Origin of the sequence: Nocardia terpenica, assembly GCF_013186535.1 — a bacterium.
GTDB classification, from domain to species: Bacteria; Actinomycetota; Actinomycetes; order Mycobacteriales; family Mycobacteriaceae; genus Nocardia; species Nocardia terpenica.
In genome coordinates this window covers 1,411,679-1,433,598 of the sequence record NZ_JABMCZ010000005.1, presented here as the reverse complement: position 1 = coordinate 1,433,598, position 21,920 = coordinate 1,411,679, and the positions used below count along the sequence as shown (strand labels likewise).

Below are 21,920 nucleotides of genomic sequence, written 5' to 3'. Positions count from 1 at the left end.
TGGTCGTGTGGAATCTGTTGCACAGTGTGCTGGCGGGAGCGGGTACCGAGGCCGTCGAGTTCCGGTGACCGGGACGGGAATCGGTAGTGCCAGCGCCACCTCGGGCCCTACGGCTGGCACGTAAGTCTCACGGCGTAGCGCGATTTCAGGGTCGTTCCCGGAAGCGCCCGCGGCCCCCGATTCGTACTCTCACCTCGTTGCTTTCGAATGGATGAGGGGTTGGTGCGCGTGGTCGCGGTCACGACGAGTAGGGCGGCGGCGGAGCCGGATTTCGAGGGGTCGAGGCGAGCGACGTGGAATCCACTGACGCGCATCGCATTCCGGTTCTGCTTCCTGTACTTCGGGCTGTTCTGTGTGACCTATCCGCAGTTGATCACCGACTACGTCGGTTTCCTGAATCACCTGTTTCCGAACTACCAGGAAATGGTGCTGTGGCAGACGACGCTGCTGAACGCGCCGCTGACCTGGGTGGGGCGCACCGTCTTCGGCATCGATGCCGTGTTCCGCAACAATCACAGCGGTGACCAGACCATCTACTGGGTGCAACTGTTCTGCCTGCTCGTGATCGCCACGGCGGGAACCGCGATCTGGACCGTGCTCGACCGGCGGCGGCCCGACTACCGGCGGCTCGCGGGCTGGTTCCTGCTGTTCATCCGGATGTGTGTGGCCGCATCGATGATGGATTTCGGCTGGGCCAAGCTGTTTCCGACGCAGATGCCGGTGCCCAGCCTGACCGCGCTGCTGCACCCCCTCGGGGATTTCGGGCCGACGGGCGTGCTGTGGACCCAGGTCGGCCTGTCACCGCAGTACGAAATGCTGCTCGGCCTCGCCGAGGTGCTCGGCGGCGTCCTGCTGTTCATACCGCGCACCGCCGTCGCCGGGGCGATGCTGACCCTGATCGCCACGGCCCAGGTGTTCGTGCTGAACATGACCTTCGGTGTGCCGGTGAAGATTCTGTCCGGCCACCTGCTGCTGATGTGCCTGGTGTTGCTGGCTCCGGAGGCGCGGCGATTGCTGGAGGGCCTGTTCCTCGACCGCGCGACCGGGCCGTCGACCGCGCCGTACCCGTTCCACACCCGCCGGTCCCGGCGCATCGCCGCCCTCGTGCAGGTGGTGCTGGGGCTGTGGGTCACGGCCAACTTCGCCCAGATCGGTTGGGACACCTGGCGCGACGAGGGCCCGTATCGCACCAAGCCACCGCTGTACGGCATCTGGTCGGTGCGGGACTTCGAGCGCGACGGACAGGCGCTGCCGCCGCTGCTGACCGACGGGAACCGCTGGCAGCGCATCGTTTTCGATACGCCGGGCGTCATGACCTACCAGCGCATGGACGGCACCCTGGTCGACACCCGCCTGGATATCGACACCGCCGGTCGGCACCTGACCCTGGCCGAAGCGCCGACCGATACCGTGGCGGAGCCGAAACCGCTGGGCGAGTTCACCTTCCGGCAGGACGCTCCCGACCGGCTGTTCCTGGACGGGCAGCTCGAGGGACACCGGGTCACCATCGCCCTCGACCACGTGGATCCGAACGGCTTCCGGTTGCGCAGCACGGGATTCCGCTGGATCCAGGACACGCCGCAATTCTGAGCCCCGGCCCCTCCGATGCCACGCGGGAATTCGCGTCGGCGCCGGGGGGTTCAGTCTCCACGTGACCATCCAACTTCCCACAGACCTGCAGAAGTATCTGGACGAGGCGAAGGTCTTCGCGACCATGGCCACCGTCGGGCGCGACGGGCAGCCGCATCTGACCGTCAATTGGATCGAACGCGACGGCGACGAACTGCTGTACTCCACCACCGTCACCCGCCAGCAGTACAAGAACCTGGTCCGCGACCCCCGCGTGAGCGTCCTGATCAACCCACCCGAAACCCCGTACGTGTACGCCCAGATCCGCGGCACCGCCACCATCACCCCGGACCCGGATCGCGAACTGCCCGACCGCCTGTCGCTGAAATACACCGGCCAGCACTACGCCGACTTCAACCCGGCGTCGGTGCGCGACGCCGACCGGGTCATCGTCCGCATCACGCCCACGAAGGTGACGGGCCAATTCTCCTGAGCGCGGACGGACGGGCGGTGTGCACCGGATCGAGGGGCAGGCCGTAGGCTCGAAACTTGTGCCGCACACCCCAGACGACCAGCAAGCCGGTGACCCGAACTATGTTGTCGGGCTCGATCTCGCGGGCCGCCGCGTCGTCGTGGTGGGCGGCGGGACCGTCGCCCAGCGACGGCTGGGACTGCTCATCGCCTCCGGTGCCGAGGTCCATGTGATCAGCCGGGCCGTCACACCGGCCGTCGAGGGTATGGCGACGGCCGGGCAGCTCACGCTCGCTCTGCGCGACTACGCCGACGGAGATCTCGACGGCGCCTGGTATGCCATCGCCTGCACCGACGAGCCGGACACCAATGCCGCGATCGTCGCCGAGGCGACCCGTCGGCGCGTGTTCTGCGTGCGCGCCGACAATGCCCGCCTCGGCACCGCGGTCACTCCCGCCACCGCCCGCTACGAGGGGCTGACGCTGGGGGTGCTCGCGGGCGGGCAGCATCGCCGGTCCGCCGCGGTGCGCACCGCGCTGCTGGAGGCGCTGCAATCCGGCCTCGTCACCGACGATTCCGCCCCGGTGGCGCCCGGTGTCGCCCTCGTCGGCGGCGGTCCGGGCGATCCGGATCTGATCACCGTGCGCGGCCGCCGGCTGCTGGCGCGCGCGGATCTCGTTGTCGCCGACCGGCTCGCGCCGCCCGAACTGCTCGCCGAGTTGGGCTCCGAGGTCGAGGTCGTCGACGCCGCCAAGATCCCCTACGGCCGGGCCATGGCACAGGATGCCATCAATACCGCGCTCATCGAGGGGGCCAAGGCGGGCAAGTTCGTGGTCCGCCTCAAGGGCGGCGACCCGTACGTCTTCGGCCGCGGCTACGAGGAACTCGAGGCGTGCGTCGCGGCGGGCGTTCCCGTGACCGTGGTTCCCGGCGTCACCAGCGCCATCTCGGTCCCCGCCCTGGCGGGCATTCCCGTCACCCACCGCGGCGTGACACACGAATTCGTCGTGGTCAGCGGCCACGTGGCCCCCGACCATCCCGACTCCCTCGTCGACTGGCCCGCCCTCGCCCGCCTGCGCGGCACCCTCGTGCTGCTGATGGCGGTCGAACGCATCGAACAATTCGCCACCGCCCTGCGTGACGGCGGCCGTCCCGCCGCCACGCCCGTCACCGTCATCCAGGAGGGCACCCTGCGCACCCAGCGCATCCTCCGGGCCGACCTCGCCACCGTCGCGGAGCGCGTTCGCGCGGAATCGATCCGCCCCCCGGCGATAATCGTCATCGGCCCGACGGCGGGATTTGCCGCGGGGGATTCGAACTAGCCCGATGGATCCCGGCCAAAAGCACGCCGGGATCAAGGTGCCGTCTCTCTTGTTCCCGGCGGATCAAGGTGCCGTCTCTTGTTCCTGGCGGATCAAGGTGCCGTCTCTTGTTCCTGGCGGATCAAGGTGCCGTCTCTTGTTCCTGGCGGATCAAGGTGCCGTCTCTCTTGATCCGGCGGATCAGGGTGCCATCTCTCTTGTTCCCGGCATGCTTTTGGCCGGGAACCAAACGGTTCACAGCAACGGAACAACGATCCATTACAGTTGCTCACTGTGCCCGACAACCCCGCTGCGACGATGCAATACCCGGTGACGAGGGGGGCCTTCGGGCTGCCGATTCTGGTGCTCAGTGGGCTCCAGTTGATGGTCATCCTGGACGGCTCGGTGGTGATTCTCGCGCTGCCCCGGTTACAGGAGCAGATGGGGCTGTCCAGTTCGGGCAGTGCGTGGACGGTGACCGCGTACGGGCTCACCTTCGCGGGGCTGATGCTGCTCGGTGGGCGGCTGGGCGACTGTTTCGGCCGCAAACGCATGCTGATCATCGGCGTCTCGCTGTTCACGCTGGCGTCGCTGCTGTGCGGGCTCGCGCAGGACGAGGGAATGCTCATCGCGGCCCGCGCGATTCAGGGTGCGGGCGCCGCCATCGCCGCGCCATCGGCCATGGCGCTCGTCGCCAGCACCTACGCGCCGGGGCCCGCGCGCAATCAGGCCATCGCGATCTTCGGGTCCATGGCCGGGGTCGGATCGGTCGGCGGTCTGGTCATCGGCGGTGCGCTCGCGCAGTACGACTGGCGGTGGATCTTCTGGATCAATGTGCCGATCGGCGCGCTGATCCTGCTGGGCGCGGTGTACAAGCTGCGCGACACCACCCACCACCGGCTCACCCTCGACGTGCGCGGCTCGGTTCTCGGCACCCTGGCCTGCGTGTCCATCGTGTTCGGCGCGACCGAGGGGCCCGAAATGGGTTGGGGCTCTCCGGTGATCGTGTCCGCGCTGGTCGTGGGCGTGCTGCTGCTGGCCGCCTTCATCTTCGCCGAGCGCACGGTCGACAATCCGGTGCTGCCGCTGTCGCTGTTCGACCATCGCGATCGGGTCGCGGCCTTCATCGCGCTGCTGCTGGGGTCGGGTGTGCTCGGCGCGATGACCTATTTCGTGGCGCAGTTCCTGCAGAACGTCGTCGGCTACTCGCCGCTGGTGGCGGGGCTGGCGTCGATTCCGTTCACGGTCGGCGCGGGCATCGGCACCGCGATCGCCTCCAAGGCGGTCATGGTCGTGCGGCCGCGCTGGCTGCTCGCCGTCGCGGCCGTGTGCCTGTCGACCGCCGGAATCTACGGCTCGACCCTGGACGGCAGCGTGCACTACCCGACCACGCTGCTCCCGCTGCTGCTGGTGGCGGGCATCGGCGTCGGCCTGGTGATCGTGGTGACGCCGCTGTGCCTGCTCGTCGGCGTCCCGGTCTCCGAGGTCGGCCCGCTGTCCGCCATCGGACAGATGATTTTCAACCTGGGCACCCCCATCGCCGTCGGCGTCCTCAGCCCCGTCGCCGCCTCCCGCACCCTGTCCCTCGGCGGTCGCACCGGCCGCGCCGCGGACATGACCCCCGCCCAGATCTCCGCGCTCGGCAGCGGATACACGCTGGTCCTGTTCGTCTGCGGCATCGGCGCGATCGTCGTCGGCCTCATCGCCCTCACCCTCCGCTACACGACCCGGGACCTGGCCCGGGCCCAGCATGCGCAGGAGGAGTCCCAGCAGGCCTGACCGGGGCCGGGTAGGGGGTGCGGATGTGGTTGTGGGGCTGTGGGATTGGGATCGGCGGGGTTAGAGTGGGGCATCGGTGACTGGGAGGGGACACCATGGCCACGCACTCGATCGCCTGCGCACACCGCCGGGGATGGACATACCAGCAGGTCAGAGACATCGAGCTGCCATACGACTGGGAGCTGGTGGACGGTGAGATCACCGTCCGGCCGCGAACCGACCTGTGGCGCAACCGGGTTCGCGACGCGTTGCTGATCGCCCTCGGCGGGAGCAGGCGCGCCCCCTACGCGGTCTTCGCCCAGCAGTGCGTCCTGGTCGACGAATACAATCCGGCCGTACCGGACATCACGGTGGTCGATCAGACCTGCGTCGACCCCTACTCCACCGAATGCCTGCCGCCCGAGGCCGTCACCCTGGTGGTCGACATCGTCTCCGAAACCGACCATATCGACGCCTGGTTCCGCAAACCGCAGCTCTACGCCACCGCGGGCATCGCCTACTTCTGGCGCGTCGAACGCGACGAGGCCGACCGCCCCATCGTCTACGAATACTGGCTCGACCACGAGTCCGGCGAATACCTCCCGGCCCCGAGCGGCCCGCACACGGGAACGCTCGCCACCCGCGCGCCCTACCCGGTGCGCGTCGACCTCACCGGCTTCGGCGCCGACGGGCATTAGTTTCACCGATCAAAAACGTTGCGCGGCATATCAATCGGCGGCGGCACGCCGATACTTCGGAGAATTCCGAATTTGAGTCTGGCACTCTTTCTCAGAGAGTGCTAGCGTTGTTTCCGGAATGCGTTGCGACGCCTGCCGATCGGTAGGATGGCGCCGTTTTCCGTGTCGATCACTCTGTTCGGACCGGCTTGGTGGTGGTGCGCCGTGCGCCGGTGGTGGGAACAGATCCGGCGAGGTGATGGGGTATGGAGATCGCGTCGACGGAGGGAGGTGAGAACACATTGTACCGGGTTCCTATGTCCGTGGTGCAGTTCGGCGTTTCGCCGCGCCGCGCCGTCCGACGCCGCGCCGCCACGAGGCTGTGCATCCGCCCGGCGGTGCGCCACAAAGAGTTCGGCGTCTACAGCCTCGAACGGTAGCCGAACGCACCTATTCGTCCGCGGTTGTCGCATGGTCGGCGGCAGTGCCGTCGTGCGATCCGCGGACCAGCCGGGTGTCGGCGAATCCGGAAAGCCTTGTCGGTCAGGAGGTTCCGGTCTGGCGGTGCACCTGACGGTAGGCGGCGGGCGGGAGCCCGAAGGCGGTGTGGAAGGTGCGGGTGAAGTGCGCGATGTCGAGGAAGCCCCAGCGGGACGCGATGGCGGCGATCGGGCGGTCGGTCAGGCGCGGGTCGAGGAGGTCTCGGCGGCAGCGTTGCAGGCGTTGCTCGCGAATCCATCCGGTGACCGTCTGGCCCTGTGCCTGAAACAGTTTGCGGAGATAGCGGGGGTTGATGTGGTGGGCGGCGGCAATGGCGTCGGGGGACAGGTCGGGGTCGTCGAGGTGCTGCTCGATGAAGCCGCGGATGTGCGCGAGCAGTGTCGTCTGCCGTGATTCGGGCGGCAGTATCGCGGTGAGGTCGAGGCGGGTGGCCAGCGCGGCGGCGACCAGATCCGCCGCGGCCGTCGCGAGCAGCTGATTGTCGGCCAGGTCGGCGGAGTCGAGCTGATCGACCATCTGGCACAGCATGGTCGAGATCAGCGCGCCGGTGCCGCTGGCGCCGGGTATTCGGGTGCCGGTCAGTTGCGCCACGCGATCGCGGCCGAGCGGGATCATGGTGTGCGGGAACTTGGCGAGGGTGAGGCGGCGCGGGGTCGGCCCGAGATAGCGGAACGGGCGCGAGTTGTCGACGATGGCCAGATCGCCGCGGCCCAACAGCGCGGTGCTGCCGCCCTGTTCGACACCCATGCTGCCGTCGGTGACGATGGTGCACAGATACACCGCGGCATCCGAGTCACGGATCCGCCGGGGCGTGCGCACCAGGTCGTATCGGCTGCTGGCCGTGGCGCCGACCTGCAAACCGCCGATCCATCCGGTCTGCATCCAGGCCTGGAATTCGCGATCGGGGTCGCCGTAGACATCGAAGGTCGGGCCCACCTGACCCAGCGCGTACTCCCAGTAGTCCAGGCGTTCGGCCGCCGGCAGGTTCGCGGTGCTGAGGACGACACTCATCGCCGACTACCGCCGATCGCGGTCGAACGGTTCGCAATGCCGGTCACCGGAACACACGCCCTCACAATTCAATGCGACAGCCAACGATCGTCAGCCCCGAACATCACCGGCAAGCCACCGGAAAAACGCCCGGTCGGTCCTGGTTATCGGTGCTAGGCGAGAGTCTTTCGAATGGAAATCTAGCACTCCCGTTCGGCGACTGCCACGGTGGTGATGTAACGATCGGTGTGTCAGCGTCAAGGCCGATTCCCGCCAGCGCGGCGACGGTGCGGGATACACCCTGGACCGCGTGATGGATAGATTCGTTCGCGCGAGCGCCGACTTCGCGCGGGTGCTGCGGGAAGTCGAACCGGCGCAGTGGGTTCGGCCCACGCCGTGCGCGGAATGGAATGTGCGGCAGCTGGTGAATCACATGGCGCGCGGCAATATCGGCTACGCCATGCTGGCCGCGGGCGGATCGGGGACGGAATTCCTGGAACTGCGCGATGCCGACGCGCTCGGCGACGATCCGGTGGGCGCGTATCTGGACTCGGTCACCGCCTGCATCCGGGCATTCGCCGAACCCGATGCGCTGCACCGGATTCTGGACTATCCGCTCGGCAAGGTGACCGGGCGGCAGGCCCTGGCGGTGCGCACCACCGACAGCGTCGTGCACACCTGGGACCTGGCCCGCGCGATCGGCGCGGACGACGCCATGGACGCGGGACTCGTCGACTGGATCCTCGAAAATCTGGAGCACATCTACGCGAATCTGCCCGAGACGCCGATAGATCCGGAAACCACGCACCGATTCTTCGCCGCCGCCACCGGAACCGCGGGGCCTTCGCTGCGAGAGCAACTGCTGTTCCGGATGGGACGCTCACCGGACTGGCGGCCCCTGTGACCGGCCCCCAGGGCCGGTCACAGGTCCCCGATCAGGCCAGTTCGAACCGATCCAAATTCGTCACCTTGGTGAAGGCGGCGACGAAGTCGCGGGCGAACTTCTCCTTGGCGTCGTCGGTCGCGTAGACCTCCGCGACGGCGCGCAGCTGCGAGTTCGACCCGAAGACCAGGTCGACGCGGCTGCCGGTCCACTTCACCTGGCCGGTGGCGCGGTCCTTACCCACATAGGTGCCGTCGTCGGCCTCCGACGGCTCCCACTTGGTGCGCATATCCAGCAGATTCACGAAGAAGTCGTTGGTCAGCACCCCCGGCTTCGAGGTGAACACGCCCAGCGGCGACTGCTTGTAGTTCGCGCCGAGGACGCGCAGGCCACCGACGAGGACCGTCAGCTCCGGCGCGCTGAGCGTCAGCAGGTTCGCCTTGTCGAGCAGCAGGTACTCGGCGGGGAGCCGGTTGCCCTTGCCGAGGTAGTTGCGGAAACCGTCCGCGTTCGGCTCGAGCGCGGAGAACGACTCCACATCGGTGAGCTCCTGCGTGGCGTCCGTGCGGCCCGGCGTGAACGGCACCTCGATGTCGAATCCGGCGTCCTTGGCGGCCTTTTCGACCGCCGCGACACCGCCGAGCACGACCAGATCGGCGAACGACACCCGCACGGCGCCGGACTGGGCGGAGTTGAAGGACTCCTGAATACCCTCCAGCACGCGCACCACCTGCGCCAGCTCGTCGGGTTCGTTGGCCTCCCACCCGGCCTGCGGCTGCAACCGGATGCGGCCGCCGTTGGCGCCGCCGCGCTTGTCGCTGCCGCGGAACGACGACGCCGCCGCCCACGTGGTCGAAACCAGCTGCGGCACCGTCAATCCCGAGGACAGGATGCGGTCCTTGAGCTCGGCGATCTGGGTGGCCCCGATCAGTTCGTGGTCCACCGCGGGGATCGGGTCCTGCCACAGCAGGGTCTCCTCCGGGACCAGCGGCCCGAGGTAGCGGACCTTGGGACCCATGTCGCGGTGGATGAGTTTGTACCACGCCCTGGCGAATTCGTCGGCCAGCTCCTCGGGATGCTCGAGCCAGCGCCGGGTGATCGGCTCGTAGATCGGGTCCATCCGCAGCGCGAGGTCGGTGGTCAGCATGGACGGGGTGCGGGTCTTGGCCGGGTCGTCCGGTCCGGGCACCGTCCCGGCGCCCGCCCCGTCCTTGGGGATCCACTGCCAGGCACCGGCCGGGCTCTTGGTCTTCTCCCACTCGTAGCCGTACAGCGTCTCCAGGAAGCTGTTGTCCCACGTGGTCGGCGTGGGCGTCCAGGTGACCTCGATACCGCTGGTAATGGCGTCCTTGCCGACGCCGGTGCCGAACCGGCTACGCCAGCCCAGGCCCTGTTCCTCCAGCGGGGCCGCCTCCGGCTCGGGGCCGACCAGCGCGGCGTCACCGGCGCCGTGGGTCTTGCCGAAGGTGTGCCCGCCGACGATGAGCGCCGCCGTCTCGACGTCGTTCATGGCCATGCGCCGGAACGTCTCCCGGATGTCCACGGCCGCGGCCAGCGGATCCGGATTGCCGTTGGGCCCTTCGGGATTCACGTAGATCAGGCCCATTTGCACTGCGGCCAGCGGGTTTTCCAGGTCGCGCTGACCGGTGTAGCGCTCGTCGCCGAGCCAGGTGTGCTCGGGGCCCCAGTACACGTCCTCCTCGGGCTCCCACTGGTCGACGCGGCCGCCGCCGAAGCCGAAGGTCTTGAAGCCCATGGACTCCAGCGCGCAGTTGCCCGCGAACACGATCAGGTCGGCCCAGGACAGTTTGCGGCCGTACTTCTGCTTGACCGGCCACAGCAGGCGACGGGCCTTGTCCAGGCTGGCATTGTCGGGCCAGCTGTTGAGCGGCGCGAACCGCTGCATGCCCGCACCGGCTCCGCCGCGGCCGTCGTTGATGCGGTAGGTCCCGGCGGCATGCCAGGCCATCCGGATGAACAGCGGGCCGTAGTGGCCGAAGTCGGCGGGCCACCAGTCCTGCGAGGTGGTCATGACCTCTTCGATGTCGCGGCGGACCGCGTCCAGGTCGAGGGTCTTGAACTCCGCGGCGTAGTCGAAATCCGCGCCCATCGGATTGGCGACGGCGGGATTCTTCTGCAGGATCTTCAGATTCAGCTGGTTGGGCCACCATTCCCGGTTGGCGTTGCCGCCCTCGGCCGGGAAGGCGAGCCGATCGGACATGACGGGACAACCATTCGCGGTGGGTTCCGTACTGGCCTCTCCGATGGGCGGATGTTCTTCAGGCACGTCGGTTCCTTTCGGTAGCAAGCGAATTCTGGGCTGTGATCACGGATGCGATCGGGTGGGCTGTGCGGTCGAGCACTCGGGGCACAGACCCCAGTAGATGACCTCGGCCTCATCGAGGACGAAGCCGTTGTCGTCGGCGGCGGTCAGGCAGGGCGCCTCGCCGACGGCGCAGTCGACGTCGACGATGGCGCCGCAGTTGCGGCACACGAGGTGATGATGGTTGTCGCCGACCCGCGTCTCGTAGCGCGCCACCGAGCCCATCGGCTGGATGCGCCGGATCAGGCGGACCTCGGTCAGCACCCGCAGCACGTCGTAGACGGCCTGATGGGAGACGGTGCCGAGGCTGGCGCGGACGAGTCCGAGGATCGAATCGGTATCGGCGTGCGGATGATCGTGCACCGCCGCCAGCACCGCAACCCGCGGTGCCGTCACCCGAAGAGCGGCCCCACGCAACATGCGCTCGAACTCCGCAGTCGTGGACACGGTCCGAAGTATGACTCATTCCAGAATCCGTGAGGCGAGATTCGGCGAACGTCTACGGGAAATTACGCGCCGCGGTCCATCCGACCGCGTAGGCCAGCGCCCGGGCGTTCTGGTCGAGCGCGGTGGTGTCGATCCGGTCGAGCCGGTCGCAGGGCTGACGGTCGCACGGATCGTAGCTCTGGCCTGCGGTTCCGCCGTACACGCTGGCCTGGGCGTCGGTCTTGACGCCCAGCGAACCGGCGAAGATCCCGCCGACGGTGATCCCGGCCGCGGCGAACGGTTCGTGATCGGAGGCGACCACATCGGTGCCCGCATGCTCGAACGGCAGCCGCCGCGCGGTGAGGTAGTCGTCGAACGGCTGGGACAGCACCCCGGGGCCGGACATGACGTACCGGACGAAATTGGGGGAGGCGATCATGGTGGCGTCGAGGTACGCCTGGATGGCCTGCCTGTCGGTCGGGGACAGTTGCGCGACATAGTGTTCGGCGCCCGCGTCGGCCAATTCGGCTGCGCCCCACCAGATGAACCGCACCCGATCGGTCACCCCGTCCTGGTACGGCGCGAGTTGGATGGCGGTCTGGAGCGTGGCCGCGACCGCCGAGCCGTCGTCGTCGATGCCCGGTCCGTCGGCGGCGCTGTCCAGGTGGGCGCCGACGATCGCGACGTGATCGGCGCTGCCGCCGCGGGTTTCGGCGATGAGGGTGTGCGTGGTGCCGTGCTCGTCGTGCCCCTGCCAGTTCATGCGCAGCGCGACCGGTTGCGGGTGCGGGCCGATCAGCGATTCCGCCTGGTTTCGTGAGATCGACGCCAGCGGTATCGGCGGCGGGGCGGAGCCGAACCAGTGCAGCCGCTGGACGGTGTCGGCGTCGGGGGTGACCGAATTCAGCAGCACGGCACGGGCACCGGCCTGCGCGGCCGCGGTGACCTGCTGGGCGACGCCGCAGGAGGCGGCCGCCAGCACGACGGCCGCGCCACTCACGTTCAGCCCGCTGTAGTCGCCGACCTGGCAACCCGTCGCGGGTCCGGGGACGGCGGGTGCCGTTACATCGGAGAGGGCCGGGGATTCGTCCATGAGCATGGTGCGCAGCGGTGTGTTCCCGTCGACGATGCGGGTGTCCTCGGCGACGACGGCGAACCGGGTGTAGGGCACGTCCTGCACGGTCGGGTGGTATCCGGCCGTGGTCAGCGTGGTCTCGAGGTAGTCCTCGGTGGCGGCGAGGCCGGGGGTGTTCACGGCCCGCACGCCGCCGTTGGCGTCGGCAATGGCTTGCAGCACTTGCAGATGCCGGTAGGCGTCGGGGCCGGTGACCGCCTGCGCGAGCGCGTCGGCCAGGCTTTCGGTGGGGGCCGCCGCGGCCGGTAGCGCAGTGATCGTCAATGCCGCGGCGGCGGCGAGCGCGCCGAGGATTCTGCTGCCGGGCACGGTCGTCACGCTCGCTCCGGTACTTCGGTCACCGCTATCGCCGGTTCGGTGAGGCTGCCCAGGTACAGCGTGCGGTCCTGCTCGACCACGCCGGTGACCAGGCGATAGTCGTCGCCCTCGCGTTGCAGGTCGTGGACGAGCGCGCCCTCGAAGTCGAAGGCCTGCACCCAGACGGTGCGGGCCGGGCGCGGTTGCAGCGACGGCGGGATGGCCCAGACGACGCGGCGCAGCACGCCGGGAAGCGGAAGGAGCGTGTCCAGCAACGGATTTCGCGGAGTGATCAGGGTGACCCAGGCCAGTCCGTCGCTGCCGAGGGCCATATTGTCGGGGAAGCCGGGTAGGTTCTCGACCAGATAGTCCGAGGTGCCCGCACGCGGGCCGGTCAGGTGGTAGCGGGCGACGCGGTAGGCGCCGGTCTCGGCGACCAGGACGCACGAGCCGTCCGGGGCGACCACCACGCCGTTGGCGAATTGCAGTCCGTCCAGCAGGGTTTCGACGCGCCCGTCGGGATGGCGGCGGAACAGGCGGCCGGTGCCGGAGTGCTCGTAGATGGCGCCCATGTACCGCGACAGCGGATAGCGGCTGCTGGACGACGAGAAGTAGACGGTGCCGTCGGCGGTGCCGACCACATTGCTGGCGAACGGAAGCGGCTGCCCGTCGACCGTGTCGGCCAGCACCTCGAGCCGCCCGTGCGGCCGGTCCAGCCGCAGCAGGCCGCGCTCGGCGTCGCAGATCAGCAGCGCGCCATCGGATTCGGCGTGTAGGCCCAGCGGGCGGCCGCCGGTGTGCGCGATCTGTTCGACGGCGCCCGACTCGGGATCGACGGCCAGCACCGCGCCGTCGGCGGTGCCGGTGCGCAGGCGGCCGTCGCCGCCGAGCACTACGTCCTCGGGGCCGCGGCCCGGCAGCGGCAGCAGCCGGACGGCGGGCATCGGTGGGGCACTGCGGGTTTCGCGAGCACGCGGCGTTGCCCGGGGCGGGGTCCAGCGCTGCGCCCGGAAGGACGGGACCGGCATGGCGCTACCGTACCTCGCGGACGGTAGCGCCGCACCGGGATCTCAGTCGCCCCGGAAGATCAGGTCGTGCCAGGGTTTGCGCGGCGCGGCGGTCAGCTCGGCCATGACGTGCTTGACGTTCGTGTACTCCTCGAACGAGTACGCCGACATGTCCTTGCCGAATCCGGAGGCGCGGTACCCGCCGTGCGGCATCTCGCTGACGATCGGGATGTGATCGTTGATCCACACACAGCCCGAACGGATCTCGCGGGCCGCGCGCTGGGTGCGGAACACATTGCCCGACCACGCCGAGGCGGCCAGGCCGTAGACGGTGTCGTTGGCCAGGGCGATGCCCTCGTCGTCGGTGTCGAACGGCAGGCACACCAGCACCGGCCCGAACACCTCCTGCTGCACGATCTCCGAATCCTGGGCGGCGTCGGTGAGCAGCGTCGGTTCGTAGTACGCGCCACCGGCCGGGGCGTTGTCCGGAATGCGGCCGCCCCGAACGACTTTCGCGCCCGCCGCGCGGGCCCGCTCGACCATGGCCGCCACCCGGTCGCGGTGCGGCACCGAGATCAGCGCGCCCAGATCGGTGTTCGGGTCGCCGACCGGGCCGATGCGGACCCGATCCATGAGATCGGCCACCCGCCGGACGAATTCGTCGTAGCGCGGGCGCTGCACGTAGGCGCGGGTGGCGGCGGTGCAGTCCTGACCGCCGTTGATCAGCGCCCCCGCGACCGCGCCCCGGGCCGCCGCCTCGAGATCGGCGTCGTCGAACACCAGGAACGGCGCCTTGCCGCCGAGCTCCAGGTGCACCCGCTTGACCGCACCCGCGGCGGTGGCCGCGACCTGCCTGCCGACCGCCGTGGAACCGGTGAACGACACCATCGCGACCAGCGGATGCGCCACCAGGGCCGCACCCGCCACCGCGCCGGTGCCGGTGACCACGTTGAACACGCCCGGCGGAATGCCCGCCGCCACCGCGGTTTCCGCGAATATCAGCGAGGTGAGCGGGGTGAGCTCCGACGGCTTGAGCACGACGGTGTTCCCGGCCGCCACCGCCGGGAGCACCTTCCACGCCGCCATCTGGAGCGGATAGTTCCACGGCGCAATGGATCCGATCACGCCGATGGGTTCGCGCCGGATCGTGGAGGTGTGCTCGCCCGAGTACTCCGCCGCCGCCTTCCCGTCGAGATGGCGTGCGGCACCGGCGAAGAACGCCACATTATCGATGACGCCCGGAATATCGAACCCCTCGGCAAGCTTGATCGGCTTCCCACCGTTGCGCGATTCCAGCGCCGCGAGTTCCCCCGCCCGCCCGCGCAACACCTCCGCCCACCGAGACAGCGCCTCCGCCCGCTCCGCCGGAGTCCGCCCCGCCCACCCCGGAAACGCCTCCGCCGCAGCCCGCACCGCAACATCCACATCCGCGTCCCCCGCCGCCGCCCCGGCAACGATCTCCACCCCGGTAGCCGGTTCGACAACCGCCAACCTCTCCGCCGCCCCATGCCGCCGCTCACCCGCAATATACTGCAATGGGGTATCGCCCACAGCCCAACTCCGTTCTCACGCAATATGATCCAACTCTGCCCTGCCACCCGCATGCCCCGAGCGGACGCCCACCCCATGGTCCGGCGCCGCCGACCCTCGTGGTCCTGGCGTGGCCCACCTTCGCGATCCTGGCGTCGCCCACCTTCATGGTCCTGGTATGGCCCACCTTCGTGGTCCCGGCGTCGCCTATCGCCCTGGTCCGGCGTTGCCCACTCTCTTGGTCCTGGCGTGGCTCATCCTCTTGGTCCTGGCGTGGCCTACCACCATGGCCCCGGTGTGGCCTACCCTCATGGTCCCGCGTGGCCCACCCTCTTGGTCCGGCGTCGCCTGCCCTCATGGTCCCGGCGTCGCCCACCGTCCTGGTCCGGCGTCGCCGACCCTCGCGGTCCTGGCGTGGCCCACCTTCATGGTCCTGGCGTGGCCTACCCTCTTGGTCCCGGCGTGCTTTTGGCCGGGACCTTACGGTGGATTCCGGCCAAAAGCGCGCCGGAATCATGAGGGTGGGCCCGCGTGGCGGGGCTAGGCCGTGTGCCGGTCGGTGATGGACAGTGCCTCGTCCAAAATGGCGAGGCCCTCCTTGGCCTCCGATTCCGTGACGGTGCATGGCGGTACCACGTGCAGGCGGTTGAAGTTGACGAACAGGAGCAGGCCCGCGGCTCGGCAGGCGGCGACGACCTCGGTCATGGCGGGGCTGGTGCCGCCGTAGGGGGCCAGGGGTTCGCGGGTGGTGCGGTCGCGGACCAGGTCCAGGGCCCAGAAGACGCCCAGGCCGCGGACCTCGCCGATGCTCGGGTGGCGTTCGGCGAGCCCGCGCAGGCCGGGGCCGAGGACGCGCGCGCCGATGTCGGCGGCGTTCTCGACGATGCCCTCCTCGGTCATGGCGGTCATGGTCGCGACCGCGGCGGCCGTGGCCAGCGGGTGACCCGAGTAGGTCAGGCCGCCGGGGTAGGCGCGCTCGTCGAACGCCGCCGCGATGTGCGGCGCGATGGCGACGCCGCCCAGCGGCACATAACCGGAGTTCACGCCCTTGGCGAAGGTGATCAGGTCGGGCACCACGTCGAAATGCTGGATGGCGAACCACTTTCCGGTCCGGCCGAAGCCCGCCATCACCTCGTCGGCGATGAACACGATGCCGTGCTCGTCGCACAGCGCCCGCACGCCCGCGAGGTAACCCGGTGGCGGAACCATGATTCCGGCCGTCCCCGGAATCGACTCCAGCACGATCGCCGCGATCGTCGACGGCCCCTCCATCAGGATGGTCTGCTCGAGATGCGCCAGCGCCCGCTCGGTCTCCTCGTTCTCGTCGCTCGCGTGGAACTGCGACCGATACAGGAACGGCCCGAAGAAATGCACCGTACCGGCATTGCCGTGATCGTTGGGCCAGCGCCGCGGGTCGCCGGTCAGATTGATCGCGGTCTCGGTGCCGCCGTGATACGAGCGATACCGCGAAAGCACCTTGTAGCGGTCGGTATACAGCCGCGCCATGCGCACCGCGTGCTCGATGGCGTCCGCGCCGCCGTTGGTGAAGAAGATCCGGTTCAGCTCGCCCGGCGTGCGCTCGGCGATCAGCCGCGCCGCCTCCGAGCGCGCCGCGTTGGCGTGCTGCGGCGCGACGGTGCACAGCTTGGCGGCCTGGTCCCGCACGGCCGCAACCACTTTCGGATGCTGATGGCCGATATTGGTATTGACCAGCTGCGAGGAGAAGTCCAGCAGCCGGTTGCCGTCGCCGTCCCACACATAGCAGCCCTGCGCCGCCGTGATCGTCATCGGCGTCAGCTGCTTCTGCGCCGACCAGGAGTGGAACACGTGGCGCCGATCCAGTTCGTAGGCGCGGGCGGCCTCGGCGCGGGCCTGGTCCACGGTCAGTCCGTTGGGCAGTGTCATTGCTTGCTCCCTTCAGTTGTTCTGCGGGAAGCCGAGATTCAAGCCGCCGTGGCTGGGATCCAGCCAGCGGGAGGTGACAGCCTTGGTCCGGGTGAAGAACTGCACGCCGTCGACGCCGTGCGCGTGCGAGTCGCCGAACAGCGACGCCTTCCAGCCACCGAAGCTGTAGTACGCCATGGGAACCGGGATCGGCACATTGATGCCGACCATGCCGACCTCCACCTCGTTGTGGAAGCGCCGGGCCGCGCCGCCGTCGTTGGTGAAGATGGCGGTGCCGTTGCCGTAGGGATTGGCGTTGATCAGCGCCAGCGCCTCGTCGTAGCCGTCGAGGCGGACGACCGACAGGACGGGGCCGAAGATCTCGTCGGTGTAGACGCTCATCTCGGGCCGCACATGATCGAGAATCGTTGGCCCGAGCCAGAATCCGTCGCTCTCGCCGTCGGCCCGCACGTCGCGCCCGTCGAGAACCACCCGGGCGCCCTGTGTTTCGCCCGCCGCCACGTACGAGGCGACGCGATCGCGATGCTCGCGGGTGACCAGCGGACCCATATCGGTGCCGCGGGTGCCGTCGCCGGTCCGAATCGTCCCGGCGCGCTGGGCGATCCGCTCCACCAGCGCATCGGCGACCTCGCCGACGGCCACCACCACGCTGACCGCCATGCAGCGCTCGCCCGCCGAACCGAAACCGGCGTTGACCGCGGCGTCGGCGGCCAGATCCAGATCGGCGTCCGGCAGCACCACCATGTGGTTCTTCGCGCCGCCCAACGCCTGCACGCGCTTTCCGGCGGCGGTGCCGCGCTGGTAGACGTAGCGCGCGATCGGGGTCGAGCCCACGAACGAGACCGCCTTGATGCTCGGATTGTCGAGCAGCTCGTCCACCGCGACCTTGTCGCCCTGCACGACATTGAACACGCCCGCGGGCAGCCCGGCCTCGGCCCACAGCCGCGCCACCCACAGCGTCGCCGACGGATCCTTCTCGCTCGGCTTGATCACCACCGTATTGCCGGAGGCGATCGCGAGGGGGAAGAACCACATCGGCACCATGGCCGGGAAGTTGAACGGCGAGATGATCGCCACCGGGCCGAGCGGCTGCCGGATGGAGAAGATGTCGACCTTGGTGGACGCGTTCTCGGTGAACCCACCCTTGAGCAGATGCGGTATGCCGCAGGCGAATTCGACCACCTCCAGGCCGCGGGTCACCTCACCCAGCGCATCGGAGAGTACTTTGCCGTGCTCGGCGGTGATAATGGCCGCCAACTCCTCCTTGCGCTCGTTCAGCAACTCGCGGAACCGGAACAGCACCTGCACCCGGCGGGTCAGGGAGGTATCCCGCCACGCCGGAAACGCCGCGGCCGCCGCCTCCACCGCCACCCGCACGTCGGCCGCATTAGCCAGCGCCACCTGCCCGGTGACCACCCCGGTCGCCGGATTGGTCACCGGCGCACTCGCCTCACTCGTCCCGCCGAACGACTTACCGTCCACCCAATGCGCAATCGTATGCATACGTTCTCCTGAATCGTGAGTCGTTCCGGCCTTCGGGCCCCGGCCAAAAGCGCGCCGGGAAAAACAACCCCCGGGGGCCGCGTCCGGGGACACAAGCCCCGGGGGCCGCGTCCGGGGACACAAGCCCCGGGGGCCGCGTCCGGGGACACAAGCCCCGGGGGCGCGTCTGGAGACACAAGCCCGGGAGTGCGTCCGGGGACACAAACCCCGGGGAGCGCGCCCGCAGACACAAACCCCGGGGTCCCGGCATGCTTTTGGCCGGGACCTCTCTAGTCGAGTGTCGCGCATCGCAACCGCCATGATCCCCGACGAACTGTCGGATGAGAACCTCTTCGTATTACGATTCGTCGGTGCTCCCCACCGTCGCCGAGGTCCTTGCGATGCCCGTCGTGCGGGCGGGGGAACCCGAGGTCGTCGGTGGTGGGGAGGCGCTGGCGCGGCCCGTGCGGTGGGTGCATGTCAGTGAGGTCGCGGAGGTGGCGGATCTGCTGGCGGGGGGCGAGCTGATCCTCACCACCGGTCAGCCGCTGGCGCGGGGCGCTCAGCGGACCGTCGCCTACCTGGAGTCGCTGGCCGCGGCCGGGGTGTCCGGCGTGGTGGTCGAGCTCGGCAGCTATGTGCTGGAGCTGCCCGCCATCGTGGCGGCCACCGCGGACCGGCTCGGGCTGCCGGTCGTCGCGCTGCACCGCATCACCCGCTTCGTCGAGGTGACCGAGGCGGTGCACCGGGTGATCGTGGCCGACCAGTACGCCGAACTGGAGTTCGCCCAGTCGGTGCACGAGACCTTCACCGCGCTCAGCGTGCGCCGCGCCTCGCTCGCCGAGATCGTGAAAACCGCGGCGAACCTGCTGGATTCGTCGGTGGTGCTGGAGGATCTGGCGCACCGGGTGCTGGCCCTGACCGCCCGGCACGCCTCGCCCGCGGCGCTGCTCGAGGACTGGGAATCGACCTCGCGCATGCTGTCCGAGGACTGGAGCGTGGTCCCCGTCGGCCCGCACACCCAGCGCTGGGGCCGACTGATCCTGCGCTCGCACCGCATTCCCAGCACCCGCGCCCGGATGGTGCTCGAGCGCGCCGCGCAGACCCTCACGCTGCACCGGATGATCGAGAAGGACCGCTTCGGCCTGCACCGCCAGGCGCAGACCGGGCTCATCGACGATATGGTCGGCGGCCGGGTCAGCGACGAACAGGAGGCGGTCGCGCGCGCGGCGGCGCTGGGGCTGGCCCGGCGGGCGCGCTATGTCCCGCTGTCGATTCACGTTGCGGCACTGGCGGAATCGGATCCGGTGGCGCGGCAGCGGCGCAGCGCCGCGCTGCTGGACGCGGCCGGGCACGCGGTCGGCCTGACCCGCGCGACGGCGCTGGGCGCGGCCGACCACCAGCAGGTCACGCTGCTGCTGGCCGTGTCCCGCGGCGGGGACCTGGACGCGCGGCTGCGCGAGGTGTGCCTCGCCGTCGCCGCGGAGATCCGCCGCGTCGACGGTGTGCACCGGGTCGCCATCGGTGTCGGCGCGGAGTCGGAGTCGCTGCTGGACACCGCCCGCGAGCTCACCCACGCCGCCCATGTCGCCGAGGTGGCGCTGTCGCTGGACTCGGCCGCGCCGCGCCCGTTCTATCGCAGCGGCGACGTGCGGCTGCGCGGACTGCTGTCGCTGATCCGCAACGAGCCGGGCGTGCAGCGCTTCGCCGAGACCGAGCTGAGCGCGCTGCTGCGCCACGACATCCGGCACCGCGGCGACCTCACCCGCACGCTGCGGCAGTTTCTCGACCTGGCGGGCAACAAGACCGAGCTGGCGCGGCGGATGAACATCAGCCGCCCCACCCTCTACGACCGGCTCTCGCGCATCGAACGCATCCTCGGCATCAGGCTCGACGACGGCGAGGTGCGCACCTCGCTGCACACCGCCCTGCTCATCCGCGACCTGACCAAGGCCGACGAATCGTAAGGCGGCCGACCGTGTTCCGTCCGGAATGTAGTGTTTGTGAGGGGAGTCACAGAGTTCGTCGCCGTCGGTAACCCGGTTTCATGTCACGGCAACAATCCGTTGCCCACAATCCCAGACAGGTCGCGAGACCGATTGATGAGGAGTGTGTGCATGGATACGAGTACGACGCCGGTGGATACCGGATCGGCCGGGGGATCGGCGATCGACAGGCTGAAGCCGAATCAGGTCGGGCTGCTGGGCGTGGTGTTCATGGCCATCGCCACCGCCGCCCCCATCACCGCGATGACCGGCAACGTGCCGTTCATGATCGCCTCCGGCAGCGGAATCGCCACGCCCGCAGCGTTTCTCATCGCGATGGTGGTGCTGGCCGTGTTCTCGGTCGGATTCACCACGATGTCCAAGCACATCACCGCCACCGGGGCGTTCTACGGATTCATCTCCTACGGCATGGGCCGCACGGTGGGCCTGGCGGCCGGATTGCTGGCGGCGTTCGCGTACATGGTGTTCGAGCCGTCGCTGGTCGGAATCTTCTCCAGCTTCGCCACCAACACCTTCACCGATCAAGTGGGCGTGCACATTCCGTGGTGGGTGTTCGCGGTGGTGATCCTGGCGATCAACGCGGTGGGCACCTGGTTCGGGGTCGCCGTCGCGGAGAAGCTGCTGGTGGCGCTGCTGGCCACCGAGGTGACGGTGCTCGCGGTGATGGCGGTCTCGGTGGCGCTGCACGGCGGTGGGCCGGACGGGTTTTCGCTGACGCCGGTCAACCCGATCAATGTATTCCACGGCGCCGCACCGGGTCTGGGGCTGTTCTTCGCGTTCTGGTCGTGGGTCGGCTTCGAGTCGACCGCCATGTACGGCGAGGAATCGCGCGATCCGAAGCGAATCATCCCGCGTGCCACCATGATTGCCGTGCTGGGCGTCGGCGTCTTCTACGTGTTCGTGTCCTGGATGGCGATCGGCGGCAACGGGCACGATCGGGCGGCGGCGCTGGCCGGGTCGGACCATCCGATGAGCGTCTTCTTCGACCCGACCACCCGCTACGTCGGGCACTGGGCGGTGAACACCATGCAGTGGCTGATGATCACCGGATCGCTGGCCTGCGGCATGGCCTTTCACAACTGCGCGGCGCGCTACCTGTACGCGCTCGGGCGGGAGGGCGCGCTGCCGTCGCTGCGGCGCACCATCGGCCGCACCCATCCCCGGCACGGATCGCCGCACATCGCCGGGCTGGTGCAGACCGTGGTGGCGGCCGTGGTGATTCTCGCCATGGGCCTGGCGGGCAAGGACCCCTACAACGGGATCTACACGCTCCTGGCGATTCTCGGCACCATGGCGATCCTCGTCGTCCAATCCGCCTGCTCCTTCGCGGTACTCAACTACTTCCGCACCCACCACCCCGAAACCCGGCACTGGTTCCGCACTTTCGCCGCCCCACTGGCCGGTGGCCTGGCCATGCTCGGGGTGGTGGCGCTGCTGATCGTCAATATGGGCTCGGCGGCCGGAACGGAAGCACACTCGGCGATCCTGAAGGCAACCCCATGGCTGGTCGCCGCCGTCGCCCTCACCGGAATCCTCGGCGCGCAATACCTGAAACGCCGCCACCCGGCGCGCTACGCGCTGCTGGGCCGGACGGTGCTCGAGGAGACCCGCGAGCGGTAGAACCGAAAGGTCTCTATCGGCCGGTGTCCGGCCGTAAGA

General features: G+C 69.2%; 17 protein-coding genes. 9 read left to right on the top strand and 8 right to left on the bottom strand.

The genetic code is table 11. The features are described 5' to 3' along the window. Positions 1–207: 207 nt before the first annotated feature. The 6 genes from HPY32_RS42385 to HPY32_RS42360 all read left to right on the top strand — a co-directional run bounded on the left by HPY32_RS42385 (position 208) and on the right by HPY32_RS42360 (position 6,216). Positions 208–1,590: a DoxX family protein gene (locus tag HPY32_RS42385; protein WP_231951595.1), complete on the top strand. Its 1,383-nt coding sequence runs from the start codon at positions 208–210 to the stop codon at positions 1,588–1,590. A 61-nt stretch (positions 1,591–1,651) separates the two neighbouring features. After that, positions 1,652–2,062 carry a PPOX class F420-dependent oxidoreductase gene (locus HPY32_RS42380; protein WP_067586427.1) on the top strand — a complete coding sequence of 137 codons (411 nt, stop codon included), beginning with the start codon at positions 1,652–1,654 and terminating at the stop codon, positions 2,060–2,062. Between the two features lie 58 nt (positions 2,063–2,120). Next, positions 2,121–3,362, top strand: coding sequence for a uroporphyrinogen-III C-methyltransferase (cobA, locus tag HPY32_RS42375; RefSeq protein WP_067586430.1), 1,242 nt, complete (start codon positions 2,121–2,123; stop codon positions 3,360–3,362). Positions 3,363–3,659: 297 nt separating this feature from the next. Next, positions 3,660–5,120, top strand: coding sequence for an MFS transporter (locus tag HPY32_RS42370; protein ID WP_067586433.1), 1,461 nt, complete (start codon positions 3,660–3,662; stop codon positions 5,118–5,120). A gap of 95 nt (positions 5,121–5,215) precedes the next feature. Then, positions 5,216–5,797 carry a Uma2 family endonuclease gene (locus HPY32_RS42365; RefSeq protein ID WP_067586436.1) on the top strand — a complete coding sequence of 194 codons (582 nt, stop codon included), beginning with the start codon at positions 5,216–5,218 and terminating at the stop codon, positions 5,795–5,797. 245 nt (positions 5,798–6,042) lie between these two features. Continuing rightward, a complete protein-coding gene (locus HPY32_RS42360; protein WP_156674374.1) occupies positions 6,043–6,216 on the top strand; it encodes a hypothetical protein in 174 nt (57 codons plus the stop codon). A gap of 103 nt (positions 6,217–6,319) precedes the next feature. Here the strand turns inward: HPY32_RS42360 and HPY32_RS42355 are convergent, their stop codons facing one another. Beyond that, entirely contained in the window at positions 6,320–7,288 is a 969-nt protein-coding gene (locus tag HPY32_RS42355) for an AraC-like ligand-binding domain-containing protein (RefSeq protein ID WP_067586440.1), read from the bottom strand. 292 nt (positions 7,289–7,580) lie between these two features. Between HPY32_RS42355 and HPY32_RS42350 the strand changes: the two genes are divergently transcribed. After that, positions 7,581–8,171 (top strand): TIGR03086 family metal-binding protein, encoded by a 591-nt coding sequence (locus HPY32_RS42350; protein ID WP_067586443.1) that lies wholly within the window; start codon positions 7,581–7,583, stop codon positions 8,169–8,171. A gap of 31 nt (positions 8,172–8,202) precedes the next feature. On the opposite strand, the gene katG is transcribed toward HPY32_RS42350, so the two are convergent. The 7 genes from katG to HPY32_RS42315 form a co-directional block, all read right to left on the bottom strand. Next, positions 8,203–10,437, bottom strand: coding sequence for a catalase/peroxidase HPI (gene katG, locus HPY32_RS42345; protein WP_067586446.1), 2,235 nt, complete (start codon positions 10,435–10,437; stop codon positions 8,203–8,205). Between the two features lie 39 nt (positions 10,438–10,476). Further along, positions 10,477–10,893, bottom strand: coding sequence for a Fur family transcriptional regulator (locus HPY32_RS42340; RefSeq protein WP_216676880.1), 417 nt, complete (start codon positions 10,891–10,893; stop codon positions 10,477–10,479). Between the two features lie 79 nt (positions 10,894–10,972). After that, positions 10,973–12,352: a M28 family peptidase gene (locus HPY32_RS42335; protein WP_067586452.1), complete on the bottom strand. Its 1,380-nt coding sequence runs from the start codon at positions 12,350–12,352 to the stop codon at positions 10,973–10,975. Beyond that, entirely contained in the window at positions 12,349–13,359 is a 1,011-nt protein-coding gene (locus tag HPY32_RS42330) for an SMP-30/gluconolactonase/LRE family protein (RefSeq protein WP_231951596.1), read from the bottom strand. Before HPY32_RS42330 ends, HPY32_RS42335 begins: the two co-directional genes overlap by 4 nt. Positions 13,360–13,401: 42 nt before the next feature. Then, on the bottom strand, positions 13,402–14,889 hold the full coding sequence (locus HPY32_RS42325; protein ID WP_171983303.1) for an aminobutyraldehyde dehydrogenase: 1,488 nt from the start codon (positions 14,887–14,889) through the stop codon (positions 13,402–13,404). A gap of 519 nt (positions 14,890–15,408) precedes the next feature. Then, complete coding sequence (locus HPY32_RS42320; protein WP_067586462.1) at positions 15,409–16,773, bottom strand: aspartate aminotransferase family protein; 1,365 nt, start codon at positions 16,771–16,773, stop codon at positions 15,409–15,411. 12 nt (positions 16,774–16,785) lie between these two features. Beyond that, entirely contained in the window at positions 16,786–18,276 is a 1,491-nt protein-coding gene (locus HPY32_RS42315) for a CoA-acylating methylmalonate-semialdehyde dehydrogenase (RefSeq protein WP_067586466.1), read from the bottom strand. A 320-nt stretch (positions 18,277–18,596) separates the two neighbouring features. Between HPY32_RS42315 and HPY32_RS42310 the strand changes: the two genes are divergently transcribed. Both HPY32_RS42310 and HPY32_RS42305 read left to right on the top strand, forming a co-directional pair. Then, positions 18,597–20,222: a PucR family transcriptional regulator gene (locus HPY32_RS42310; RefSeq protein WP_216676732.1), complete on the top strand. Its 1,626-nt coding sequence runs from the start codon at positions 18,597–18,599 to the stop codon at positions 20,220–20,222. 150 nt (positions 20,223–20,372) lie between these two features. After that, positions 20,373–21,881 (top strand): APC family permease, encoded by a 1,509-nt coding sequence (locus HPY32_RS42305; protein WP_067586470.1) that lies wholly within the window; start codon positions 20,373–20,375, stop codon positions 21,879–21,881. The last annotated feature ends 39 nt before the right edge of the window (positions 21,882–21,920 follow it).

Coding starts and splice junctions, on each gene's coding strand:
- HPY32_RS42385 (WP_231951595.1), top strand. CDS start 208: ATGGATGAGGGGTTGGTGCGCGTGGTCGCGGTCACGACGAGTAGGGCG.
- HPY32_RS42370 (WP_067586433.1), top strand. CDS start 3,660: ATGCAATACCCGGTGACGAGGGGGGCCTTCGGGCTGCCGATTCTGGTG.
- HPY32_RS42365 (WP_067586436.1), top strand. CDS start 5,216: ATGGCCACGCACTCGATCGCCTGCGCACACCGCCGGGGATGGACATAC.
- HPY32_RS42360 (WP_156674374.1), top strand. CDS start 6,043: ATGGAGATCGCGTCGACGGAGGGAGGTGAGAACACATTGTACCGGGTT.
- HPY32_RS42355 (WP_067586440.1), bottom strand. CDS start 7,288: ATGAGTGTCGTCCTCAGCACCGCGAACCTGCCGGCGGCCGAACGCCTG.
- HPY32_RS42350 (WP_067586443.1), top strand. CDS start 7,581: ATGGATAGATTCGTTCGCGCGAGCGCCGACTTCGCGCGGGTGCTGCGG.
- HPY32_RS42340 (WP_216676880.1), bottom strand. CDS start 10,893: ATGTTGCGTGGGGCCGCTCTTCGGGTGACGGCACCGCGGGTTGCGGTG.
- HPY32_RS42330 (WP_231951596.1), bottom strand. CDS start 13,359: ATGCCGGTCCCGTCCTTCCGGGCGCAGCGCTGGACCCCGCCCCGGGCA.
- HPY32_RS42320 (WP_067586462.1), bottom strand. CDS start 16,773: ATGACACTGCCCAACGGACTGACCGTGGACCAGGCCCGCGCCGAGGCC.
- HPY32_RS42315 (WP_067586466.1), bottom strand. CDS start 18,276: ATGCATACGATTGCGCATTGGGTGGACGGTAAGTCGTTCGGCGGGACG.
- HPY32_RS42310 (WP_216676732.1), top strand. CDS start 18,597: ATGAGAACCTCTTCGTATTACGATTCGTCGGTGCTCCCCACCGTCGCC.
- HPY32_RS42305 (WP_067586470.1), top strand. CDS start 20,373: ATGGATACGAGTACGACGCCGGTGGATACCGGATCGGCCGGGGGATCG.